At 65.3% G+C, this 22,590-nt stretch carries 19 protein-coding genes; 13 read left to right on the top strand and 6 right to left on the bottom strand.

Annotated elements, in window-relative coordinates:
* Positions 1–54 precede the first annotated feature (54 nt).
* On the bottom strand, positions 55–927 hold the full coding sequence (gluQRS, locus tag ABIA90_RS38960) for a tRNA glutamyl-Q(34) synthetase GluQRS (protein WP_354121510.1): 873 nt from the start codon (positions 925–927) through the stop codon (positions 55–57).
* Between the two features lie 222 nt (positions 928–1,149).
* On the opposite strand from gluQRS, the gene ABIA90_RS38955 reads away from it, so the two are divergent.
* Positions 1,150–1,803: a DNA-3-methyladenine glycosylase family protein gene (locus tag ABIA90_RS38955; protein WP_063985797.1), complete on the top strand. Its 654-nt coding sequence runs from the start codon at positions 1,150–1,152 to the stop codon at positions 1,801–1,803.
* Here the strand turns inward: ABIA90_RS38955 and ABIA90_RS38950 are convergent.
* Positions 1,800–2,687 carry a LysR family transcriptional regulator gene (locus ABIA90_RS38950; RefSeq protein WP_071909334.1) on the bottom strand — a complete coding sequence of 296 codons (888 nt, stop codon included), beginning with the start codon at positions 2,685–2,687 and terminating at the stop codon, positions 1,800–1,802. The two genes, ABIA90_RS38955 and ABIA90_RS38950, sit on opposite strands and share 4 nt — an antisense overlap.
* A gap of 180 nt (positions 2,688–2,867) precedes the next feature.
* Between ABIA90_RS38950 and ABIA90_RS38945 the strand changes: the two genes are divergently transcribed.
* The 7 genes from ABIA90_RS38945 (at position 2,868) to ABIA90_RS38915 (ending at position 11,529) form a co-directional block, all read left to right on the top strand.
* Positions 2,868–3,842, top strand: a complete 975-nt coding sequence (locus ABIA90_RS38945; RefSeq protein WP_071917101.1) for an NAD(P)H-dependent flavin oxidoreductase — start codon at positions 2,868–2,870, stop codon at positions 3,840–3,842.
* Positions 3,843–3,893: 51 nt separating this feature from the next.
* Positions 3,894–5,069, top strand: a complete 1,176-nt coding sequence (locus ABIA90_RS38940) for an ABC transporter substrate-binding protein (RefSeq protein WP_071909333.1) — start codon at positions 3,894–3,896, stop codon at positions 5,067–5,069.
* A gap of 10 nt (positions 5,070–5,079) precedes the next feature.
* Complete coding sequence (locus ABIA90_RS38935; RefSeq protein ID WP_071909332.1) at positions 5,080–6,606, top strand: acyl-CoA synthetase; 1,527 nt, start codon at positions 5,080–5,082, stop codon at positions 6,604–6,606.
* Positions 6,607–6,704: 98 nt separating this feature from the next.
* Positions 6,705–7,790 (top strand): DUF2855 family protein, encoded by a 1,086-nt coding sequence (locus tag ABIA90_RS38930; RefSeq protein ID WP_354121509.1) that lies wholly within the window; start codon positions 6,705–6,707, stop codon positions 7,788–7,790.
* 77 nt (positions 7,791–7,867) lie between these two features.
* The gene (locus ABIA90_RS38925; protein WP_354121508.1) at positions 7,868–9,643 is read left to right on the top strand and encodes a flavin-containing monooxygenase; all 1,776 of its coding nucleotides are present in this window, start codon (positions 7,868–7,870) and stop codon (positions 9,641–9,643) included.
* Between the two features lie 129 nt (positions 9,644–9,772).
* Entirely contained in the window at positions 9,773–10,750 is a 978-nt protein-coding gene (locus ABIA90_RS38920) for a peptidyl-alpha-hydroxyglycine alpha-amidating lyase family protein (protein WP_354121507.1), read from the top strand.
* A 221-nt stretch (positions 10,751–10,971) separates the two neighbouring features.
* Complete coding sequence (locus ABIA90_RS38915; protein ID WP_063985805.1) at positions 10,972–11,529, top strand: HNH endonuclease; 558 nt, start codon at positions 10,972–10,974, stop codon at positions 11,527–11,529.
* A gap of 89 nt (positions 11,530–11,618) precedes the next feature.
* Here ABIA90_RS38915 and ABIA90_RS38910 read toward each other — a convergent pair whose 3' ends face one another.
* From ABIA90_RS38910 to ABIA90_RS38900, 3 genes are all read right to left on the bottom strand, one after another.
* Complete coding sequence (locus tag ABIA90_RS38910) at positions 11,619–12,908, bottom strand: NAD(P)/FAD-dependent oxidoreductase (RefSeq protein ID WP_354121506.1); 1,290 nt, start codon at positions 12,906–12,908, stop codon at positions 11,619–11,621.
* Between the two features lie 240 nt (positions 12,909–13,148).
* Positions 13,149–14,642: a GH1 family beta-glucosidase gene (locus ABIA90_RS38905; RefSeq protein WP_354121505.1), complete on the bottom strand. Its 1,494-nt coding sequence runs from the start codon at positions 14,640–14,642 to the stop codon at positions 13,149–13,151.
* Between the two features lie 2 nt (positions 14,643–14,644).
* Positions 14,645–15,646 (bottom strand): glycoside hydrolase family 16 protein, encoded by a 1,002-nt coding sequence (locus ABIA90_RS38900; protein ID WP_354121504.1) that lies wholly within the window; start codon positions 15,644–15,646, stop codon positions 14,645–14,647.
* A gap of 334 nt (positions 15,647–15,980) precedes the next feature.
* Here ABIA90_RS38900 and ABIA90_RS38895 point away from each other — a divergent pair, with 334 nt between their 5' ends.
* Positions 15,981–17,228 carry a glycosyltransferase family 87 protein gene (locus ABIA90_RS38895; protein WP_354121503.1) on the top strand — a complete coding sequence of 416 codons (1,248 nt, stop codon included), beginning with the start codon at positions 15,981–15,983 and terminating at the stop codon, positions 17,226–17,228.
* A gap of 5 nt (positions 17,229–17,233) precedes the next feature.
* On the opposite strand, the gene ABIA90_RS38890 is transcribed toward ABIA90_RS38895, so the two are convergent.
* Entirely contained in the window at positions 17,234–18,115 is an 882-nt protein-coding gene (locus tag ABIA90_RS38890) for a DMT family transporter (RefSeq protein ID WP_354121502.1), read from the bottom strand.
* Positions 18,116–18,261: 146 nt separating this feature from the next.
* Here ABIA90_RS38890 and ABIA90_RS38885 point away from each other — a divergent pair, with 146 nt between their 5' ends.
* From ABIA90_RS38885 to ABIA90_RS38870, 4 genes are all read left to right on the top strand, one after another.
* The gene (locus tag ABIA90_RS38885) at positions 18,262–18,483 is read left to right on the top strand and encodes a dodecin (RefSeq protein ID WP_063985811.1); all 222 of its coding nucleotides are present in this window, start codon (positions 18,262–18,264) and stop codon (positions 18,481–18,483) included.
* 179 nt (positions 18,484–18,662) lie between these two features.
* Positions 18,663–20,567 (top strand): sensor domain-containing diguanylate cyclase, encoded by a 1,905-nt coding sequence (locus ABIA90_RS38880; protein WP_354121501.1) that lies wholly within the window; start codon positions 18,663–18,665, stop codon positions 20,565–20,567.
* A gap of 229 nt (positions 20,568–20,796) precedes the next feature.
* Positions 20,797–21,822, top strand: coding sequence for a helix-turn-helix domain-containing protein (locus tag ABIA90_RS38875; RefSeq protein WP_354121500.1), 1,026 nt, complete (start codon positions 20,797–20,799; stop codon positions 21,820–21,822).
* Positions 21,823–21,951: 129 nt separating this feature from the next.
* Complete coding sequence (locus ABIA90_RS38870; RefSeq protein ID WP_502916674.1) at positions 21,952–22,575, top strand: HAD family hydrolase; 624 nt, start codon at positions 21,952–21,954, stop codon at positions 22,573–22,575.
* Positions 22,576–22,590 lie beyond the last annotated feature (15 nt).

Below are 22,590 nucleotides of genomic sequence, written 5' to 3'. Positions count from 1 at the left end.
CGCACGGGGGAACCCCCGGAGTCACGGCGGCGTTTTGCTAACCCCCAGAGAAACTTAACCTAATCCCACCAACCGGCGGATGCCGGCGGGCGTGGCGCCGGCAGCGCGCAGCTCGCGCAGGCCGGTCGAGCGGTCCGATTTCGACAACTTCCGACCCGCCTCGTCCAGAATCAGGGCGTGGTGGCGATAGGCGGGTTCCGGCAGATCGAGCAGGATCTGGAGCAGGCGGTGAACCGAGGTGGCATGAAACAGGTCCTGCCCCCGCACGACCTCGCTGATGCCCTGAAGCGCGTCGTCGACGACGACGGACAAATGGTAGCTGGTCGGCGTCTCCTTGCGGGCCAGGATGACGTCGCCCCAGGCCTCCGGTCGCGCCGCGACGATGCCGCGCTCGCCATCGGGCCCCTCGCCAAGCTCGTTCCAGGTCAGACCGGCAACGCGCCGGCAGGCGGCCGCCATGTCGAGCCGCAGCGCGTAAGGCACGCCAGATGCAATCAGCCGGTCGCGCTCGCCGGCCGACAGCGATTTGGCGTCACCCTGATAAAGCGGTGCACCGTCGGGATCGCGAGGCCATGGCCCGGCGGCCTCGCGCGCGGCCACGAGCCTGGCGATCTCCGCGCGGCTTTCGAACGCGGGATAGACGAGACCAAGCGCCGAGAGTTTTTCGAGCGCGGCGCGGTAAACGGCGAGATGCTCCGACTGCCGCCGCACCGGCGTTTCCCAGGCGATGCCGAGCCAGGCGAGGTCGTCGTAGATCGCCGTCTCATATTCCGGCCGGCAGCGCGTCGCGTCGATGTCCTCGATCCGCAGCAACAGCCGCCCGCCGGTCTCGCGCGCGCGGTCGAAGTTGAGCAGCGCCGAATAGGCGTGGCCGAGATGCAAGAGGCCATTCGGGCTGGGGGCAAATCGGAAAACGGGTGGCGCCATGCGGTGAAACTCGTCATGGCCGGGCATAGCCGTCCGAAGGGACGGCGTCGCTTCCGCTCGCCTATGTCCCGGCCATCCACGTTCTTCGGTGCGATACAGCGATCGTGTCAAGTCGTGGACAGATACGAACACTGTCACCCATGCTAGATGTCGTGTGGTTAGAGAGACGTGGATGGCCGGGTCCAGCCCGGCCATGACGCCGGAGAGAGTTTGCCGACCCAAATGACCATCCACCTCGAAACCCAGTCCGATCTCGAAGACGCCGTCCACGCGCTGATCAAGCGCGACCCGCGCCTCAAGCCCGTGCTCGAGATCGCCGGCATGCCCGCCTTGCGGCGGCGTGAGCCGGGTTTTACGGGGCTCGCCCACATCGTTTGCGGGCAGCAGCTTTCGACCGCGAGCGCCGCAGCGATCTGGGGGCGGCTGTCGGCCGCGTTCGATCCGTTCGACCATGAGGCCGTGAGCCGCGCCCGCACCGACCGGCTGGGACGGCTCGGCCTGTCTGCCGCCAAGATCAAGACGCTGAAACATCTCGCGCGCGAGATCAATGCGCAGCGGCTGAACCTCGACGTGCTCGCCGAGGAAGACGCCGAGGCCGCGCACCATACGCTGATCGCGCTGCCCGGCATCGGGCCATGGACGGCCGACGTCTACCTGCTGTTCTGCCTCGGGCACGGCGATGCCTGGCCGGCCGGCGACATCGCCGTGCAGGAGGGGATCAAAGTTGGCCTGGGCCTTCAGGCGCGGCCGACGGAGAAGCAGATGGCGCCGCTCGCCGAACCCTGGCGGCCGCTGCGCGGGGCAGCCGCGCATCTGTGGTGGAGCTATTATCGCGTGATCAAGAAGCGCGAAGGTGTCATCAGCAACCAGCCCTAGCCCCGCAGCCGCTCGCGATCGGCGCGGGCGCATTCGGCGACGAAGTCGATGACGGCCCGCACCGCGGACAACTCGACCAGATCGGGATGGGCGAGCAGCCAGAGATCGGCGACGCTGACGAGTTTCTGCGGCGCGACACGCACGAGGTCCGGATAGCTCTCCGCGACGAAGCAGGACAGCGCGGAGATGCCGATTCCGGCGCGCACCGCCGCCAGCATGTCGCCCTGCGACGAGCAGCGCATCACCATGGTGCCTTGCCGGGTGATCGCATCGCTCCAGCGCGCCAGTTGCGCGTTCGAATCCTGATCGGCGAAGCCGATGACGCTGTGCCCCTTCCACTCGCCGCTCCGCTCCGGCATGGACCGGCCCGCGGCATATTCGCGCGAGGCATAGAAGCCGGTGCCGAGGCGGCCGACCCTGCGACCGACCAGATTTTCCTCGCCGCTATCGACCGGTCGCAGCACGACGTCGGCCTCCCGCCGCCGCACGCTGGCCGGAAACGGATGGGTGATGATCTCGAGCCGAATGTGATCATGTGCGCCGAGAAAAGAGCGCAGCCGCGGCATCAGCCAGTGCGAGGCCAGCGTTGCTCCGATCGACAGCTTGACGGTGCCGCGCGCCTTGCGCCCGCCGGCACCTACGGCGGCCTCGGCCCGGAGCGCAGCGGTCGCCATCGCCTCCGCATGCTCGCGCAGCGTACGTCCGTCGGCGGTGAGCACGAAGCCATCGGCGGCCCGCGCCAGCAGCTTGGTGCCGAGCTGTGCCTCCAGCGCCGCGATCTTGCGGCTGACGGTCGGATGGCTGGCATGCAGACGTTTTGCCGCAGCGGTGAAGCTGCCGGTGTCGGCGACCGCAACGAAGGTCTTGCAGAGATCCCAATCCACGTCAGCTCCGTACAAATCTGAATATCCGCTTGTTCAATATTGAACGATCCCCGCCCGCCGTCCAACCCTATAGTGGAGTCAAACACGCCAGCGGCGGACACCCCGCCGGGCGCGACAATCGACATGGAAGCGCTCACCCCCGGCCAGCAGGCCGTTGACGCGCGTCGTCAGGAGGATCGGATGGCACTGCCCGCTCTGCTCAAGAACAATCTGGAGCTGCCCGTGGTCGGCTCGCCCCTGTTCATCGTCTCAGGGCCGGAGCTGGTGATCGCCCAGTGCAAGGCCGGTGTCGTCGGCTCGTTTCCGGCGCTCAACGCCCGTCCGGTGGAAAAGCTCGACGAGTGGCTGAGCCGCATCGAGGACGAGCTCGGCGAATACAAATCGCGCAATCCCGGCAAGAAGGTCGCGCCCTACGCCGTCAACCAGATCTGCCACGCCTCCAACGACCGGCTGATGAAGGACATGGAAACCTGTGTGAAGCACAGGGCGCCCATCATCATCACCTCGCTGCGGCCGCCCGCCGAGATCGTCGAGGCCGCGCACTCCTATGGCGGACTGGTGTTCCACGACGTCATCAACGTCAAGCATGCGCGCAAGGCCGCGGAGCAAGGCGTCGACGGACTGATCCTGGTGTGCGCCGGCGCCGGCGGACATGCCGGCATGCTGTCGCCGTTCGCGCTGGTGCGCGAGGTCAAGCAATGGTTCGACGGCGCGATCCTGCTGTCGGGCGCGATCAGCGACGGTTTTGGCATTGCCTCCGCGCTGACGCTGGGCGCCGACCTCGCCTATATGGGCACGCGCTTCATCGCGACGAAGGAAGCCAATGCCGACGAAGCCTACAAGGCCGCGCTGACGCAGCACGCCGCGCACGACATCGTCTACACCAACCTGTTCACCGGCGTGCACGGCAACTATCTGGGCCCCTCGATCGCCGCCGCCGGGCTCGATCCGGACAATCTCCCGGTCGCCGACAAAACGAAGATGAATTTCGGCTCCGGCGGCAACATGAAATCCAAGGCGTGGCGCGACATCTGGGGCTCGGGCCAGGGCATCGGCCAGATCCTGGATGCGCCTCCGGTCGCCGAGCTGGTCGACCGGATGAAGGGCGAATTCGATCAGGCCCGGCAGGATTTCCTGATGCGCGCCAGCGCCTGACGGCTTGGTCCGACAAGAAAATTGGACTGAAAAGACAAACGGGAGGACATCATGAAGCTGACAGCCGCGCTGACAGGCCTGTCGTTGCTGACGCTTGCCGCCGGCAGCGCCGGTGCGGACGAGATCCGGATCGGACAGACCCTGCCCTATAGCGGTCCGGCATCCGGCTTCGGCGCGATCGGACGGACGCAGGAGGCGTTCTTCGAGAAGGTCAACGCGGAGGGCGGCATCAACGGCCGCAAGGTCAAGTTCATCACGCTGGACGACGCCTACTCGCCGCCGAAGACGGTCGAGCAGACCCGCAAGCTGGTGGAGCAGGACGAGGTGCTGATGATGTTCGGCTCGCTCGGCACCGCCACCAACAGCGCCGTGCAGCGTTACCTCAACGCCAAGAAGGTGCCGCAGCTGTTCGTGCTCTCGGGCGCCACCAAATGGGCCGATCCGCAGAAGAACCCGTGGACGATGCCGGGCATGGCGGCCTACGAATCCGAGGGCGTCGTCTATGCCAAGTACATCTTGCAGTCCAAGCCCGACGCGAAGATCGCGATCCTGTCCCAGAACGACGATTTCGGCCGCGACTATGTTGCGGGCTTCAAGCGCGCGCTCGGAGCCAAAGCCGCCGGCATGATCATCGCGGAGGCAAGCTACGAGACCAGCGCGCCGACGATCAGCTCGCAGCTCTCGACGTTGAAGGCATCTGGCGCCAACGTGCTGTTTGGCGTCGTGCTCGGCAAGTTCACCTCGCAGATGGTCAAGGGCGTAGCCGAGATCGGCTGGAAGCCGGAGCTGTTCTTCGTGCCCACCTCGGCCTCCTCGATCTCGTTCCTGGAACCAGCGGGACTGGACAATGCGGTCGGACTGATCTCGTCGAGCAACCAGAAGGACACGATGGACCCGCAATGGGCCGACGATCCCGGCGTGAAGTCCTATTTCGCATTCATGAAGCAATACATGCCGACCGCGGATCTCTCGAACTCCAACTACGCCGCGGGCTATCATTATGCCACGCTGCTGATGACGGTGCTGAGCGCCTGCAAGGACGATGTCAGCCGCGACAACATCTTGAAGCAGGCCGCGTCGCTGAAAGAGGTGAAGCTGCCGCTGCTGTTGCCTGGAATGAGCGTGTCGACCGGTCCGGACGACTATCTGCCGTTCCAGCAGCTTCAGCTCCGCCGCTTCAACGGCAAGAGCTGGGTGCCGTTCGGCGGCATTCTCGATGACCGGTAGAGGACATCCCATGATCATCAGCGGCGAGCGCCGGATCGATTATCCAGACCTCCATGCGCGGATCAGACGGGCCGCAGGCGGGATCAGCACGCTTGGCGGGCGCGAGGGCACGCCGGTCGCCATGATGCTGCGCAATGACTTCGCCCTGTTCGAGGTCGTCGCGGCTTCCGCCGCGCTCGGCCGACCGGTGGTGCCGATCAACTGGCACCTGAAGGCCGCCGAAGTCCGCTATATCCTGGCCGACAGCGGCGCCGACATCCTGATCTGCCATGCCGACCTGCTGCCGCAGATTCGCGACGGCCTGCCGGACGGCCTGGCGCTGATGGTCCTGCCGACGCCGCCGGAGATCGCCGGCGCGTTCGACATCCCCGCTACACTCACAAAGGTGCCGGACGGATTGACCGATTGGGACAAATGGCGGGACAGCCAGGCGGAACTCACCCAGCCGCCACGTCGCAGCGCGCCGATGTTCTACACATCGGGCACGACGGGCATGCCGAAGGGGGTGCGGCGCCTCCCGATGCGGCCCGAGCAGGTCGCGGCCTCCGAGCGCGTCGGGGCGATCGCCTATGGCGTGAAGCCGAACGAGGATCAGGTCGTGCTGATGAACGGCCCGATGTACCATTCCGCTCCGCACTCCTACGGCATGCTGGCCTATCGCAGTGGCTGCACCATCGTGCTGGAGCCGCGCTTCGATCCCGAAGACCTGCTGCAACTGATTGAGCGCCATCGCGTCACGCACATGCATATGGTTCCGACGATGTTCGTGCGCCTGCTGCGGCTGCCCGACGACGTGAAGCGACGTTACGACTTGTCCTCGCTGCGCTTTGTCGTTCATGGCGCGGCGCCCTGCCCGCCCGACGTGAAGAAGGCGATGATCGATTGGTGGGGAGGCGTCATCAACGAATATTTCGGCTCGACCGAGACCGGGATTCCGGTGTGGCACTCCGCCGAGGAAGCGCTGAAGAAGCCCGGCACCGTCGGCCGCGCCATCGAGGGCGGTGTCGTCAAGATCTTCCGCGCCGACGGCAGCCCGTGCGACGTCAACGAACCCGGTGAAATCTACATGCGGCAGGCCTCGGTGCCGGATTTCGACTATCACGGCAAGGCCGAGGCCCGCGCCGAGGCCGGCCGCGACGGTCTCGTCAGCGTCGGCGACGTCGGCTATCTCGACCAGGACGGCTATCTGTTCCTGTGCGACCGCAAGCGCGACATGGTGATCTCCGGCGGCGTCAACATCTACCCCGCCGAGATCGAGAACGCGCTGATCGGAATGCCCGGCGTGCGCGACTGCGCCGTGTTCGGCATTCCCGACGCCGAATTTGGCGAGCGGCTCTGCGCTTATGTCGAGCCGGAGCCGGGCGCAGCGCTCTCGCCCGCCGCGGTTCAGTTGTTCCTGCGCGAGCGGCTCGCCAATTTCAAGGTGCCGAAGGTCGTCGAATTCCGCGACGCGCTGCCGCGCGAGGCGACGGGAAAGATCTTCAAGCGCAAGCTCCGGGAGCCCTATTGGGCGGGCCACGCGCGCGCCGGCGCGTAACGAACGGCTGCGAACGGCGTTTTAAACTATGTTGCTGTTGCAAAAGGATCATGGGTGAACGATGAAATGCCGGCGCGGACAAAGCCGGGATCAAAGCCATGACATCGATCGACTTCGTCGTTGCGAAAAATGACCTCGACCAGTGCAAGGTGGTCGCAACCGAGCTTCCCGGCGCGGATACGCTGCCGCCTGATGCCCTGCTCGTCAAGGTCGACCGCTTCGCCTTCACCGCCAACAACATCACCTACGCGGTGATGGGCGACGAGTTGAAATACTGGCAGCTCTTTCCCGCGCCGAACGGTTTTGGCAACATTCCGGTATGGGGCTTTGGCGAGGTGGTCGCGTCCAGTCATCCGAACATCGCCGTGGGCGAGCGCCTATTCGGCTATTTCCCGATGGCGACGCATCTCGTCATCGAGGCGACGGACGTCAGCAAGCGCGGCCTTCGCGACGGTGCCGCACACCGGCAGGGCGTGGCGCCGGTCTACAACGCCTATGCCCGCGTCAGCGGCGATCCCGCTTACGCCGGCCGGAAGGGCGATTACCAGGCGCTGCTGCGGCCGCTGTTCATGCTGTCGTTCCTGGTCGACGACTTTCTGGCCGAGAACGACGACTTCGGCGCCCGCACGGTGCTGCTCTCCAGCGCCTCGAGCAAGACCGCGTTCGGCCTCGCCCATCTGCTGCACGCGCGCGGCCGCAAGGTGATCGGGCTGACGTCCGCCGGCAATGCCGGCTTTGTCGCGTCGCTCGGTTGCTATGACGAGGTCGTCACCTATGACCGCATTGCGTCGTTGCCATCGGGCGCGCCGGTCGCCTTCGTTGACATGGCCGGCAACAGTGCGCTGCGCGCCGGATTGCATCAGCACTTCGGCGACCGGATGAAATGCTCCGTACGCGTCGGATTGACGCATCGCGCCACCGAGCCCGACGAAGGCGCGCTGCCCGGTGCAAAGCCGCGCTGGTTCTTCGCGCCCGACCAGATCCGCAAGCGCGCCAAGGAATGGGGCCCGGGCGGCATCGAGCAGCGCTTTGGCGCAGCATGGTCCGGCTTTGCGCCGCTGCTGGAGAGAAGCCTGACCGTGGTCGAGGGCCGCGGCCCCGACGCGGTGCGGCAGGTGTTTCTCGACACGCTGAAAGGGCGTATTCCGCCGGAGCAGGGCCACATGCTCTCGCTGCTCGGGTAAACCGCTTTCGAGGCCCGTCGAACCGGTATAGCGTCAACCTCAGAGGAAACGCCGCGAAGACGGCCACGAGGTCGCGCATGCTGGACAAGACGAAGGATATTTCCGTCTCGGCGCAAGCCTGGCTCGATGAGTTCGAGCGCACGCTCGGCAAGCCCGATCCGGCCGCACTCGACCATCTCTTCCTCGCCGACAGTTTTTGGCGCGATGTGCTGGCGCTGAGCTGGAACCTGCAGACGATCGCGGGCCACGACCGGATTGCTCAAGCGCTGAGGGCGCTCGCGCCACCGGCGGCGCCGACCAGCTTCACGATCGCGCCCAACCGCGCGGCGCCGCGCTGGGTCACGCGCGCCGGCACCAGCAATATCGAGATCATTTTCAATTTCGAGACCGTGATCGGTCGCGGCAGCGGCATCGTTCGGCTCGTGCCCGATACCGCCGATGGCGACCGGCTGAAGGCGTGGACACTGCTCACCGCGCTCGATGAGCTCAAAGGGTTCGAGGAGCAGCTCGGCACGTCGCGACCGCGGGGGCAGGCCTATTCACGCGATTTCCGCGGGCCGAACTGGCTCGATCTGCGTAACGCAGCGCGCGACTACGCCGATCGCGATCCAGCCGTGCTGGTGGTCGGAGGCGGCCAGGCCGGCCTTGCGATTGCAGCACGGCTGAAGCAATTGAAGATCGACACGCTGATCGTCGATCGCGAGACGCGGATCGGCGATAATTGGCGCAAGCGCTATCACGCGCTCACCCTGCACAACCAGGTGCAGGTCAATCACATGCCCTACATGCCGTTCCCGCCCAGCTGGCCGACCTACATCCCGAAGGACAAGCTCGCCAACTGGTTCGAAGCCTATGTCGACGCGATGGAGCTGGATTTCTGGACTGGCACCGAGTTCGAGGGCGGCGCCTACGACGACGCGAAGGGCTGCTGGACCGTCACGCTGCGGCGCGCCGACGGCAGCAAGCGCATCATGCAGCCGCGCCATGTGGTGATGGCGACCGGCGTCAGCGGCATCGCCAACGTGCCAGATATTCCGACCCTCGCCAATTTCAAAGGCACGTTGCTGCATTCCAGCCGCTACGAGGACGGCGAGAACTGGACCGGCAAGCGCGCCATCGTGATCGGCACCGGCAACAGCGGCCACGACATCGCGCAGGATCTCTGCTCGAGCGGCGCCGAGGTGACACTGGTGCAGCGCTCGCCGACGCTGGTCACCAATATCGAGCCGTCGGCCCAGCTCGCCTATGCGACCTACAACGAAGGTACGCTCGAGGACAACGACCTGATCGCGACCTCGATGCCGACGCCGCTCGCGAAGAAAACCCATGTGATGCTGACCGAACAGTCGAAGGAGCTCGACAAGGAGCTGCTCGACGGCCTGCGCAAAGTCGGATTCAAGCTCGACTTCGGCGAGGCCGGCACCGGCTGGCAGTTCAAATACCTCACCCGCGGTGGTGGCTATTATTTCAATGTCGGCTGCTCCAACCTGATCGTCGAGGGCGCGATCGGGCTCAGGCAGTTTGCAGACGTCGAGAGCTTCACGGCCGAAGGCGCACGGATGAAAGACGGCGCGACCATTCCGGCCGACCTCATCGTGCTCTCCACCGGTTACAAGCCGCAGGAATATCTGGTGCGAAAACTGTTCGGCGACGGGGTCGCCGACCGCGTCGGCCCGGTCTGGGGCTTTGGCGACGGCCTGGAGCTGCGCAACATGTATGCGCGCACCGGGCAACCCGGCCTCTGGTTCATCGCCGGCAGCCTCGCGCAGTGCCGGATCAACTCAAAATATCTCGCGCTCCAGATCAAGGCGATCGAGGAAGGGATTTTGGGGTGTGAGGCGGGCGCCGCTTAAGCCTCGTCATTGCGAGCGCAGCGAAGCAATCCAGGATCTTTCCGCGAAGACAGTCTGGATTGCTTCGCTGCGCTCGCAATGACAGTGTGGGGATGATCGCGCCGCTGAAACGAAGAAGAGGAAAAACAAATGCCTGCCATTCTCGGCACCGGCGAGCACCGCTACCGCGTCGTCGACAATTTTGCGAAGCTGCCCGACGGCTGGACACTGACCGACGTCGCCTCGGTCGCCGTCGACAGCAAGGACCGCGTCTACGTCTTCAACCGCGGGGCCCATCCGATGGTGGTGCTGGATCGCGAGGGCAATTTCCTCCGGAGCTGGGGCGAAGGCCTGTTCTCCCGCGCGCACGGCCTGCACATCGATGCCGACGACAATCTCTATTGCACCGATGACGGCGACCACACCGTGCGCAAATGCACCACCGACGGCAAGGTGCTGCTGACGATCGGCATCCCCGAGAAGCCGTCGCCGTTCATGAGCGGCGAGCCGTTCCATCGATGCACCCACACCGCGCTGTCGCCGAAGGGCGAGATCTACGTCTCCGACGGCTATGGCAATGCGCGCGTGCACAAGTTCACGCCGGACGGCAAGCTGCTCAGGAGCTGGGGCGAGCCCGGCACCGACCCCGGCCAGTTCAACATCGTGCACAACATCGCCGCCGACGCCGACGGTTTTGTCTATGTCGCCGACCGCGAGAACCATCGCGTGCAGGTGTTCGATGGCGAGGGCAAGTACGAGACGCAGTGGAACAACCTGCACCGGCCCTGCGCACTCTGCTGCTGTGGTGGCGGCAAGAACCCGACATTCGTAATCGGCGAGCTCGGCCCGGGCCTCGCCGTCAACCGCAAGGTGCCCAATCTCGGCCCGAGGCTTTCGATCGTGGACGCGCAAGGCAAACGCATCGCGCGGCTCGGCGGTGAGGAAGGGCCGGGTGTCGCCAGCGGAAAATTCCTGGCTCCGCACGGCATCGCGCTGGATTCGAAGGGCGACATCTATGTCGGCGAGGTCGGCGTCACCGACTGGAAGACGAGTTTTCCGGACCAGGAGATGCCGGCCGTGGTGCGCGCGACGCGGTGCTTGCAGAAGCTGGAGCGGGTGCGGGAATAGTTGGGCGGGCGAGGCCGCGATGCGCTGTCGGGTCGACCCTGCCTCCCCCCGGCGTCGTCCTCGCCCCCCAAATCACGGCGGTTTTGAGCGCTTTGCCACCCCGCCGCCGCATTGCTTGCATCTGAATAAGTCGCTCAGCGGGCTTCACAATCCCGTCACGCTGCATGTAGTATGTCAGTACATGCTGCTTCGCAGCGTACATTGGAGGCCGGGAGCGTTACTTGAACGCACATGTCTCGCAAGGCAGTTGGCCGGTGTTGGTGCTGAATGCGGACTTCCGGCCGCTGAGTTACTACCCGCTGTCTCTCTGGTCGTGGCAGGACGCGATCAAGGCGGTGTTCCTCGACCGCGTCAACATCGTCGCGCATTACGATCAGGCGGTTCACAGTCCCACGCTGCAAATGCAGCTGCCGAGCGTCGTCTCGCTCAAATCCTTCGTCAAGCCGACCACGCATCCCGCGTTCACCCGGTTCAACGTCTTCCTGCGCGATCGTTTCGCCTGCCAATATTGCGGCTCGCCCGAAGACCTCACCTTCGACCACATCGTCCCGCGCAGCAAAGGCGGCCAGACCACCTGGGAGAACGTGGTCGCGGCATGCTCGCCCTGCAATCTGCGCAAGGGCAATCTGACGCCGGCGCAGGCAAAGATGTTTCCGCGCCAGAGCGCGTTCGCGCCGACCGTGCACCAGCTCCACCGCAACGGCCGCCTGTTCCCGCCGAACTATCTGCACGATAGCTGGCTGGATTATCTCTACTGGGATACGGAGCTGGATCCGTAGGGTCGGCGCTACGCGCCTGGCCTTTCGTGCGACCTGCTCAGATCAAAAGAACGAGGACCCGTCGGGTCCTCGGTTCGTTTCATCGAACGTCACGCATTCTGCGCCAGCGAATGAGCCTCGATTCGTTGGCGGATATCGGGCGAATTGATCAGGTCGAACGGCTCCATGAGTTGCACGACATCCGAGAACGCGCGCTGGACCACCGGATCGGCCACGACGGCCCGGAATAGAGCCGCCTCGAACTGCCGGCTTTCCTCGTACCGCTCCGGGCGCTGGCCCCGTGTGGTTGGATAGGCGAAGTCAGCGTTCACGCCCATGTTCCAGGGTGCCTGAAGCAGCGCGCCCACTTCGGACATGAACCCAGCCTGGAGGGCCTCGATCGGGTCCGCCTCCCCGGCGACGCGATCCAGGATCTCGCGCAGCAACTTTGCCTCTCGCGCGGCGACCGTCATGCCCTGCCCGTAGACCGGATTGAACCGGCACAGCGAGTCCGCCACGGGGAGAATCCCGCGCGGCAGCCGCTTGAGCCGTTCAAAATGCCGCCAGCGGCTCGCGTCAAACACGAAATGCCGGAGGCCTCCGGGTGGCAAGAGCTTGTAGACTGCGTTGTAGATCGCCGGCGTCTTCAATTGGCGCGCAGCCGCAAGATAGTCCTCCCACGTGCCGGGGCGATTCGTCGCGCCGTGATGGGAGATCGATGTAAACCAGCGCCCGCCTTCGAGGGGAATGATCAAGCCGGCTGTCGCCGACGTGGCGGGATCGGGCAACGTGACCAGATTTTGCCAGTCGAACGAGGTTCGCCCCGGCCGCAGAACCGCGGTGGTGTAGCTGATGTCGACGCCCACGACGGTCTCCTGCGGCCGCTCCCAGCCAAGCACATCGAGCAGGCCGAGCGTCGGCGCGCCGCGGCCGGATGCGTCCACCACGAGATCCGCCTCGATCGCCGCACCAACGCCTGCGTCGTTCTCGAACTTCACCATCGGCCGGGTTGCAGCCGGCACAATCTCCGTCACGCGGCTCTGCGACTGCACTTTGACATTGGCGATCGCAGTCACCTTTCGGCGCAGCGTATGCTCGATCAGCGGCCGCGAGCCACACAGCAGCGACGTCCCGCAGTCGCGCCTTGGCAGCGCGCCGACATCTGGCCGCTCGTACTGGACGTCCTTGAAGACATTCACGGGAACTGCACCGGCGGCGGCAAGATCCTGCGCGAAACCCGGGAAAAGGGAGTCGAGGGCCTGCAGCCCACCGGCCAGAAGAAGATGCGGATGCCGATCCTGGGGAACGCCGGCGCGGGACATGATCGAAGCCGGCAGGACATCGCGTTCGAGAATGACGACTTCCTGGAAGGCGGAAGAAAGCGCACCGGCGGCAGACAATCCTCCAATCCCCGCTCCGATGACAACCGCGCGTTGCCCAAAATGACGGCTCATACTTATTCCTTTGGTTCGATTCACCACCTTTCTGTGCGTGGACCGCACTACGGGAATGTTTCCAATCGCGGGATCTTTGTTTCGATTGCAACGGAGCGGCCGCGATGCGCGCTTCAAGGAGAAACGAACGGCGCCGTGGCGCGGGTCTATTGTGGGCCAGAGAGTAGCGGGGGCTAGGCGTCCAGCTCACACCCCGATCGCGTTCCTTGCCACCACGTCGCGATAGAACGCCGCGCTCAGCTTCGGTAACCTCGCCTGCGTCTCGAAGTCGACCCGGTAGAGGCCGAAGCGCTTGCCGTAGCCGTAGATCCACTCGAAATTGTCCATCAGGCTCCACAGGAAATAGCCGCGAATCGGCACGCCCTCGGCGATCGCACGCTGCATCTGGGTCAGGTAGTTGCGCAGGAACATGATGCGGTCGAGATCGTAGACCTGGCCGTCGGCGGAAATCTTGTCCTCGGACGAGGTGCCGTTCTCGCTGATATAGATGGTCTCGATGTTCCAGATTTTTGCGGCGAGACGCGGAGCCCAGTAGATCACCTCAGGACCGACCCGCAGCCATTCCGAGTTCATGTGCGGGAACGAGGTTGGGAACGGCAGCACGCGGAAGCCCGACGCGCGATCGGAGGCCGTGACGTAGTATTGCGGCGCGTAGATGTTAAGCCCGACGAAATCGTTCGGCGTGCCGATGATCTTCAACTCGTCAGGAGTGAATTTCGGCGCATCCGCCCCGGCATAGGCGAGGAAGCCGTCGGTGTACTTGCCCTCCAGCACCACGCCAAGAAAGCCGGCGTTGAGCTCACGCGTCGCGATCTCGGCGGCGCGGATATTTTCCGGCGTTGCGATCGCGGGCACGCAGGCCGCGATGTTTTCGGCGGCACCGACGCGGGTGCCGGCGCGGCCCGACGCGCGGATCGCCTGCACGGCAAGCCCATGCGCCAGCGCGACGTGATGGCGCGCCTGGTTGAGCTGCGCCGCCGGCAGCTTGAGGCCGGGCGCGTCGATGCCCCAGCCATAGCCGAAATTCACGAAGCGCCCGACCTCGTTCACGGTGAAGATGGTTTTGACGCGATCGGTCAGGCGCGCGGCGACATAGGCGGCGTAATCTGCAAAGGCCTTCGACGTGTCGCTCGACTGCCAGCCGCCGACGCGGTCCTGGAGCGCCTGCGGCAGGTCCCAGTGATAGAGCGTGGCGTAGGGCTCGATGCCGTTCGCGAGCAGCTCGTCGACGAGCCGGTTGTAGAAATCGAGCCCCTTCGGATTGGGTTGGCCCGATCCATCCGGAAACACCCGCGGCCACGCAATCGAGAAGCGGTAGGCCTTGACGCCGAGCGCCCTAATCAACGCGACGTCGTTCTTGTAGCGGTGATAGTGCTCGTTGGCGCGGTCGCCGGTCGAGCCGTCCTCGATCTTGCCGGGCGTGTGGCTGAAGACATCCCAGATCGATTGGCCGCGGCCGTCCTCGTCGACGGCGCCCTCGATCTGGTAGGACGAGGTTGCCGTGCCCCACAGAAAATCCTTGGGAAAGGGCGCGTGGCGATCGGCCGGTGCGGGCGTCTCATTATCTGCAGCCTTGTTATCCGCAGCCTTGTTATCCGCAGCCTTGGCGCCCGCCGCTGCACCAAGCGCGGCGAGCCCCGCGAGCTTCGCAAGATCGCGCCGCGAGACATCAGCTGACATCGCTATCTCCGAGCTTGCTCCATATCGATCTGATAGGCGGAAATCCGGTCGATCTCGAATGCGACCGTGGGCGGCGATTCCGCATCGACCGGACCGACGCCGAGAAAGAACTTCGATCCGATCGCGAGATTGACGATCATGTACATGGGATCGTCGAAGCCGATCGGCACCTTGATGTCGGAGACCGGCTTGCGGTCGATGAAATAGACCAGGCGATCCTCCTCCCACAGCACACCGTAATTGTGGAACACGCTGGAGGCATCGCCGACCGCATAGTCAAAGCCGCAGGACTGGATCTTCTGGGTCGACGGAATCCGCCAATGCGTCGTCATCACGAGATCGCCGGGTCGTTCGCCGCGGCCTTCCAGCACGTCGACCTCCGGCGGCCAGCCGCCGTCGTCCGCCAGCATCCAGAACGCCGGCCAGACCGCATGGCCGACCGGCACCTTGGCGCGGATTTCGAAATAGCCGTGCTTCTGCGCGAACGTGCCCTGCGTGGTCAGGATCCCCGAGATGTACTCGTTGTTGAACAGAACGGACTTCAGTTCCGGCGGCGTGCGGCTGGCGACGATCGAGAGCACACCGTCCTTCACCTTGAACGGATCGAGCCCAAGCGGCGTCCCCGCACGCCCCGAATAGCGCGGATCGACATAGATCTGCTGCTCGCCATTGGCGCTGGTCTTGCGCTTGAAGTCGGAGCCGTCACCGCCCCAATAGCGCGCTTCCGGCCACGCCGCGCCGCCGGCGTAATGCGGCACCCAGCGACCTGTCACAAGCGGATGCTCGTCAAAGTCATCGTTGAAAGTCCGGCGCAGCGGCAGGAAGGCGAGCGAGGCGGGATTGACCGTCTCAAGCTTGCGGCACTCGATCATGGAGGGATCGGTGGTCACTTGCAGCGTCATCGTGCCGGGCGCAGCATCGAGATCGTCCTGCGCGACGCCCGGCGCGGGCACGGCAGACAGGCCGATCGCAACCAGAGCGCCCTTCGTCCAACTGTCGATCATCACCGCACATCGAACTTGGCAGAAAATTTGGCAGAATATGCGCAGGTTAGCTCGCCCGTCTTCGAGCGGGCAAGCACGGCCATCGGTGCGGGCGGGCGATTTCGAAAAGGTCATCTCGACATCGCATTCAGGTCGGCCGGGAATCGCATCATCCCGGGCGCAAGATCGGCGGTCAACCGGGCCCAGTTCCGCGCGCCCCAGCTCCGCCGGAGAGGCGCCGGCGCCAAATCCTTCCGTATTCGTTACCGTCCCTTAAGCCTCCGATGGCAGTTTGGCCGGGATCCGCGGCCCTGCCCGTCCAACCGCCGATCCAACAGGTCCAAGGTCGTCGCTCATGTTTGCCGAGACGCTGGAAGCGGTTCAGTCCTCGCCGTCGAAGCGGACTGCCTATGTCCGCTTCGTGCTCGCGGCGCTGGCGTCGATCGCCGTGTTCAAGGCCTTCTGGTTCGCACGCTTCGGCGGCTGGACGGATCGCGAGCTCGCCGATTTCGATGCCTTCCACATCGTCGCGCAGCACGTCTGGCGCGGCGATCTCGACCAGGTCTATCATTTCGATGCCCTGCTGAAGATGCAGATGGAGGCCGCCGGCGGCGCCACCGGCTTCATGCCCTGGACCTATCCGCCGCAATACGACCTCCTGCTCGCGCCGTTCGCATTCCTGCCGGTCGGCGTCGGCTATCTCCTGTTCACCGCCGCGACACTTGCGCTCTATCTCGTGACGCTCCGGGCGATCGCCGGCCGGAATTTCGCGCAGGTGCTGGCGATCCTGTTTCCGGCAATGGCGATCACCATCGGCTGCGGGCAGAACGGCTTTCTGACGGGGGCGCTGATCGGACTGGTCTGCCTCAACGTGGAGCGGCGGCAGCTGTTGGCGGGCCTCGCGCTCGGCGCCATGGTGATCAAGCCGCACCTGGCGATTGCCGCCGGCGTCTATCTGCTGGTGACGCGGCGCTGGATTGCGCTCGGAACGGCCGCGGCCGTCGTATTGGCGAGCTCACTGCTCTGCACGCTGCTCTTCGGGTGGCAGATCTGGTTCGCGTGGCTCGGAGCGATCCGGGAATCGGCGGGCTATCTCGAGCAGGGCTTCTACCCGCTCTTCCGCATGATCTCGAGCTATGCGGCGCTGTACAAGGCCGGCCTTCCCGCAAGCGCCGCCTTCTGGGGACAGACGGCCGTGGCCGGGCTGGCCTTGTTCGCCGTCCTTCTCGGTGCGGCGCGGGGCGCTTCACCGGCCTTCACGCTCGGTGCCGCCGTGATGGTATCCGTGATGATCAGCCCCTATGCGTATGATTACGATCTGCCGATGGTCGGGATCGGTTTGGCCCTGATGCTGCCCGATCTCGCCAGAATGGCGAGCCCGCGCGAGCGGAGCGTCATATACGGGCTGATCCTGTTCGCCGGAGCCTATGGGCTGTTGCAGTCGGGGCGGCTCGCCGTGCAATTCGGGCAGAAGGCCGATCCCGACCAACATTTCGCGCCGGCCCTGGGCGGCTTCGCCCTGATGGCGCTCCTGGTCCTGCTGCTGCGGCTGCTCTGGCGCGGGACGCAGCCGGCGCCCATCCTGTCGCAGGCCGCGGAGTAACGCCTCTAGGCCCGCTGCAACGCCAGTGTCACGCCGCCGAGCGTGAGCGCCATCGCCGCCCATTCGCGCAGGCCGAGCGGCTCGCCCAGGATGATCGCGGCGGAGACGACGCCGATCACGGGGACGATCAGCATGCCGGTCGAGGCCGAGGTCGGCGGCAGGCGGCGCAACGTCTCGAACCAGGTGACGTAGCAGACGCCCATCGGCACCAGCGTCATATAGACGAAGCAGCCGAGTCCCAGCGGGGTGATCGCGGTGATGTCGGGATGCTCGAACAGGATGCCGAGGATCAGCATCGTGGCGCAGCCGAGCCCAACCTGCCAGGCAACGACCACGAGCGGCGGCATCGGCAGCGGCTTGCGGTTGAGCACATTGCCGAGCGCGAACAGGATGGCGCAGAGCAGTGCGAGCGCGATGCCGAGCAGCTTGTCGGCGCCGAACGCAAAGCCATGGCCGCCGAGGAGCAGCGCGACGCCGGCGACACCGAGGACGAGACCCGAAATATCCCGCATGGTCGGCCGCGTACCCAGCGCCGGCCAGGCGAACAGCATGGCCCAGATCGGCATCGTATAGGCGAGCAGAGCCCCCTCGCTCACGGTCACATATTTCATCGCGACCGTGCCGAGCCCCATCCAGGCAAGGACGTTGGTGAGGGTCGCAAACAACAGCCGCGGAATCGCCTCGCGCGGAACGGCGAAGGATTCCTTCCGGCTCAGTGCCAGCGCGCCGAGAATGAGCGAGGCGCAGACGCCGGCCAGCCCGCGCGCGAACAGCGGCGGCCATTGCTGGAGCAGCAGCTTCATCAATGGCCAGTTCAGCGCCCAGCCGAACGCGGTCACACCGAGGCAGAGAGAGCCGATCGTCCTATCGCGCCGCGCCGAATCCATGGACAGCGCTTAGCAGGCGGGTGCGGCGCACTCCACCTCGGCTGGCGCATGCGGGCCATGGCGGACGATGGAACCGGGAACGCCGGTACCCGTTCAAATGGGAGCGGGTGGCGGTGGTGCCGCAACGCAAACGAGGGAGACGTACCATGCCCACAGCCGAGACGGATCACGTCTACAAGATCCTGGAGCTGGTCGGATCATCCGAGACCTCCATCGAGGATGCGATCAAGAACGCGATCAGCCGCGCCGCCAAGACCGTTCGCGAAATGAAATGGTTCGAGGTGGTGCAGACACGCGGTCACATCGAGAATGGCGCCGTCCGCCACTACCAGGTGACGCTGCGCGTCGGCTTCACGCTGATGGACTGACGCGGCAGACGCCGCGCGAAACATCATGCCGCGGCGGCGTGGTTAACATCCGACGATGAGAGTCGATCAAAATATCGACGATCTCCTCTGGCTGACTACGGACGCGCAAAATCATCGCGGAAGTTGCAACAGGCCGTTAAGACCAAAGTGAGAGGTTCGCTCCGATTTGGAGCAAGCCGATGGTCACGGACCGCGAGCTCGGCAAGACGCGCCTTCCGCTCTGGGCGGCGGGATTCGTCGTGCTGATCTGCGTGGCGATCCTCGGCTTGAGCGTCTGGCGCGAATGGGAAACGCACAACGCCGATCTCAGGAATGCCGAGATCGACGTCGCCAACCTCGCGCATTCCCTGGTCCAGCACGCGGACGACACGTTCGAGCTTGCCGATACGATCCTGGTCGGACTGGTCCATCGCCTCGAACTCGACGGGACCGGCCCGGACACGATCGCGAAGCTCCAGACTTACCTGCCGACCCGCAAATCATCGGACCGCATCCGCGGCATCTTCGTCTATGACGAGACCGGCCGATGGCTTGCCACGACCGAGCCTGTCGACTTCTCCAAGCTCAACAACAGCGACCGCGAATATTTCCGGCAGCACCGAGATTCCCTGGCGAAGGACACGCTGATCGGCCGGCCCATCAAGAGCCGCGCCGGCGGCCAGTGGATCATCACCGCGTCACGCCGGATCAACCACCCCGACGGCAGCTTTGCCGGCGTCGCGCTGCTCACGATCGACGTCGCCTATTTCGCGAAATTCTACGAGCGCTTCGACGTCGGGTCGAACGGCTCGGCATCGCTGCTCAACGACGCCGGTATCATGCTGGCGCGCAGCCACGACGAGAGCGGCGCCTTCATCGGGCGCGACCTCTCCAATGCGCCGCTGTTCAGGGAATGGAAAAGCCGTCCGGCGGCGGCGGTCTACTATTTCAAGTCGCCGCTCGATGGCGTGCAGCGGCTGAGCTACTACCAGCGCAGCAGCCGCTATCCGCTGATGGTGCTGGCGAGCAAGTCGCAGGACGACGTGCTGGCGCCCTGGCGGCGCGCGGCAGCCGTACGCACGGCCTTTGTGCTCGGCCTCGTCGCGCTGATCGCGGTGATCGGCTTCTACCTGGTCCGCCAGCTCTGGCAGCGGCAGCGAATGGCGCAGGCCCTGGTCGCGAATGAAGCCCATTTTCGCCTGCTCGCCGAGCAATCCAGCGACATGGTATCCCGGATCGGGCTGGATAACCGGCTGCTCTACGTCTCGCCCTCGTGCGTGCGCATCATCGGCTGGTCTCCCGAGGAGCTGCTCGGCACGTCGGCGGTGGCCGGGATCCACGCGGACGACATGGAGCGGGTCGAGCAGGCCATCGCAGCGCTGAAGAACGGCGAGGCCGAGGAAGCGCGGTTCGTCTATCGCCAGCGCCATCGCGACAAGGGCGATATCTGGGCCGAGGCGGCCTTGCACGTGACCCGAGCCTCCGACAGCGGCGAAGTCGACGGTGTCGTCGCGGTCGTGCGCGACATGACCGAGCAGAAGGACTTGCAGGACAAACTGGCATCGCTCGCGACCACCGATGGCCTGACCGGCCTTGCCAACCGCCGCGCGTTCGACGAACGCCTCGCGGAGGAATGGGCGCGCGCCCGGCGCGACGGCACGCAGATCTCGCTCCTGTTGATCGACGTCGATCAGTTCAAGAAATTCAACGATCATTACGGACATCAGGCGGGCGACGGATGCCTGCGCGCACTCGGCCGGATCCTGTCCGCTCAGGCCAGGCGCCCGGCTGACCTCGCGGCGCGCTACGGCGGCGAGGAATTCGCCGTTCTGTTGCCGAACACCGGCCCGGATGGTTGCGCCGAAGTCGGCGAAGGGATTCGCCAGGCACTGCACGACCTCGCCATGCTGCATGCGCAGAATCCGCCCTCCCGGCTGGTTACGGCAAGCACCGGCGCTGCGACAAGCCTTCCATCTCAGACCGCGCTGGACTGCAACACGTTGGTCGCCGGCGCCGACCGCGCGCTCTACGCCGCCAAGGACAGCGGCCGCGACCGTATGGTGATGTCGGGACAGGTCGTGCCCTGGCCCGCGAAGAGCGCGTGACGAATCCTGCCAGACGTAGCGAACGCCGCCCTTCCTGCGTAGCTGGCAAGCGCGGCTAACGCGGTGTGCACATGCGGCACATCGGCGCGCGCCAAATCCTGCCCACCATCGCTTGCGCACTGATTTCCGAATGGCTACATCCCGAGGCGATGTTGGGGGACCGCCGGACTTCTTCGATCGGGTCCATGCGGGTACGGCCTCATCGTGGGGCAATGCAGACGAGACGGCCGTGAACGAGACCATGCCGGCGGACATCCCGGGGCGCGGGGTGGACGCGCTGAGACAGTTGCGCGCCATGACGGCCGACATCTGCGATGTCGTTCCGCTCACCACGGAGGACGACTTCCATGTCACCACCGTGACGATGATGACCAGCAATGCGTTGCTGGTCGATACGCGCGCGACCGATCAGGAATACGACCGGACGCCCGCGCACGTCGCCCGCGGTGCGATGGACCACTTTCAGATCACCTTGTGTGTCGAAGGCGAGATGCGGTTCAGCTCGGGCCGGCGCGAGGTGACGATGGGGCCCGGCGCCATCTGCCTGATCGACATGGCGCAGCCGAACCGGACGGTGTTGCGCGGCGGCGGCAGTCGTACCCGCCTGATGGCGATCATCCTGCAACGCGCCATGCTGGCACCACGGCTTGCTCATCCGGATTCGGCGACGGCAACCTTGCTGCCGTCAAACCATCCTCATACGCGCCTGCTTGCCAGCCATTACGCGGCGCTTACGCTGCCACCCGAGCCCGAGGCGGGCAGCGCCGAGGCCACGATCGAAGCGATCGCCGACATCGTTGCCGCGGCCGCCGGCGGGACCGCCGACATTGCGGCCGGAGTCGAACGCGCCGAGCGGCATCTTTATCTTGCGATGATCAAGCGCCGCATCGCGGACAATCTCGAGACCGACGCGCTCACCGCAGACGAGTTGTGCCGCCACTTCCAGATCTCGCGCGCGACCCTCTATCGGCTGTTCGAGGCGGATGGCGGGCTCTCGCACTACGTGAGGGAGCAGCGGCTCAATCTCGCTTTCCGCCAGCTGATATCGCCGTCCGCGGAGGACACGCGGCTGATCGACCTCGCCGTCGGCATGCGTTTCAGCAGCGATTCCACCTTCATTCGCGCATTCCGCCGCAAGTTCGGCTTGACGCCGGGCGAACTGAGGGAGCTGGCCGACAATTGGCTCCGCGAGACCGGTGCGGTCCCGACCATCGACACGGTGCTGCATCAACTGGCCCGCCGCCGCACCTCGTAGCCATGAAGCTGCTACGTTCGACACCACTATCGCAACGTTCGGCCTTTGCGCCCGGATTTGTCGCCCGCATTCCAGTGGGATATGACTTTGAGCACGGCCGGATGTTTCGGTCCGGCCGGGAGCGCTCCCGTGCCTGACGAGATCAAGCTTGTCCTCTTCGACATGGACAATGTCCTCTGCGAATACGACAGAGGAAGGCGCGTCGCGTGTCTGGCGGAGCTCGCGGGGGCCACCAGTGAGTTCGTCTACAAGGCGATCTGGGAGACCGGATTCGAACTTCTCGGCGACTCCGGCGCGCTCGATGCCGCCGACTATTTGCGGGGATTTGGCGAGCGCATCGGCTATCCCCTGTCCCTCGACGAATGGGTGGAGGCGCGGCGCTGTTCGATGAAGGCCGATCGCGCGATGCTGGAGATTGTCCGCCGCCTGCATGAGACCATCGATATTGCCGTCCTGACCAACAATACCACGCTGGTCGCCGACCATATCGACACGCTGCTGCCGGAATTGCGTCCGCTGTTCGGCTCCCGCATCTACACGTCGGCCCGATTCAAGGCGGCCAAGCCGGACCCGCGCTGCTATCGCCTCTGCCTGTCGGAGCTACAGGCGACGCCGCAGACCGTTCTGTTCGTCGACGACCTCGCGGCAAATGTCGCCGGCGCGCGGGAAGCTGGCCTCTTCGCGCATCATCACACGTCGGTGGAGGCTTTCCGGCAGGCCCTTTCGGCGCACGGTCTGCTCCGGGACGGATGAACGGGCGCACCGCCT

This window comes from Bradyrhizobium sp. LA6.8 (assembly GCF_040547935.1).
Taxonomy (GTDB): domain Bacteria; phylum Pseudomonadota; class Alphaproteobacteria; order Rhizobiales; family Xanthobacteraceae; genus Bradyrhizobium; species Bradyrhizobium barranii.
This window is presented reverse-complemented; position numbering and strand designations above follow the sequence as displayed.

Excerpts from the sequence above, each read along its gene's own strand:
- gluQRS (WP_354121510.1), bottom strand. The coding sequence starts at position 927 with ATGGCGCCACCCGTTTTCCGATTTGCCCCCAGCCCGAATGGCCTCTTG.
- ABIA90_RS38955 (WP_063985797.1), top strand. The coding sequence starts at position 1,150 with ATGACCATCCACCTCGAAACCCAGTCCGATCTCGAAGACGCCGTCCAC.
- ABIA90_RS38945 (WP_071917101.1), top strand. The coding sequence starts at position 2,868 with ATGGCACTGCCCGCTCTGCTCAAGAACAATCTGGAGCTGCCCGTGGTC.
- ABIA90_RS38940 (WP_071909333.1), top strand. The coding sequence starts at position 3,894 with ATGAAGCTGACAGCCGCGCTGACAGGCCTGTCGTTGCTGACGCTTGCC.
- ABIA90_RS38935 (WP_071909332.1), top strand. The coding sequence starts at position 5,080 with ATGATCATCAGCGGCGAGCGCCGGATCGATTATCCAGACCTCCATGCG.
- ABIA90_RS38930 (WP_354121509.1), top strand. The coding sequence starts at position 6,705 with ATGACATCGATCGACTTCGTCGTTGCGAAAAATGACCTCGACCAGTGC.
- ABIA90_RS38925 (WP_354121508.1), top strand. The coding sequence starts at position 7,868 with ATGCTGGACAAGACGAAGGATATTTCCGTCTCGGCGCAAGCCTGGCTC.
- ABIA90_RS38920 (WP_354121507.1), top strand. The coding sequence starts at position 9,773 with ATGCCTGCCATTCTCGGCACCGGCGAGCACCGCTACCGCGTCGTCGAC.
- ABIA90_RS38905 (WP_354121505.1), bottom strand. The coding sequence starts at position 14,642 with ATGTCAGCTGATGTCTCGCGGCGCGATCTTGCGAAGCTCGCGGGGCTC.
- ABIA90_RS38900 (WP_354121504.1), bottom strand. The coding sequence starts at position 15,646 with ATGATCGACAGTTGGACGAAGGGCGCTCTGGTTGCGATCGGCCTGTCT.
- ABIA90_RS38895 (WP_354121503.1), top strand. The coding sequence starts at position 15,981 with ATGTTTGCCGAGACGCTGGAAGCGGTTCAGTCCTCGCCGTCGAAGCGG.
- ABIA90_RS38890 (WP_354121502.1), bottom strand. The coding sequence starts at position 18,115 with ATGGATTCGGCGCGGCGCGATAGGACGATCGGCTCTCTCTGCCTCGGT.
- ABIA90_RS38885 (WP_063985811.1), top strand. The coding sequence starts at position 18,262 with ATGCCCACAGCCGAGACGGATCACGTCTACAAGATCCTGGAGCTGGTC.
- ABIA90_RS38880 (WP_354121501.1), top strand. The coding sequence starts at position 18,663 with ATGGTCACGGACCGCGAGCTCGGCAAGACGCGCCTTCCGCTCTGGGCG.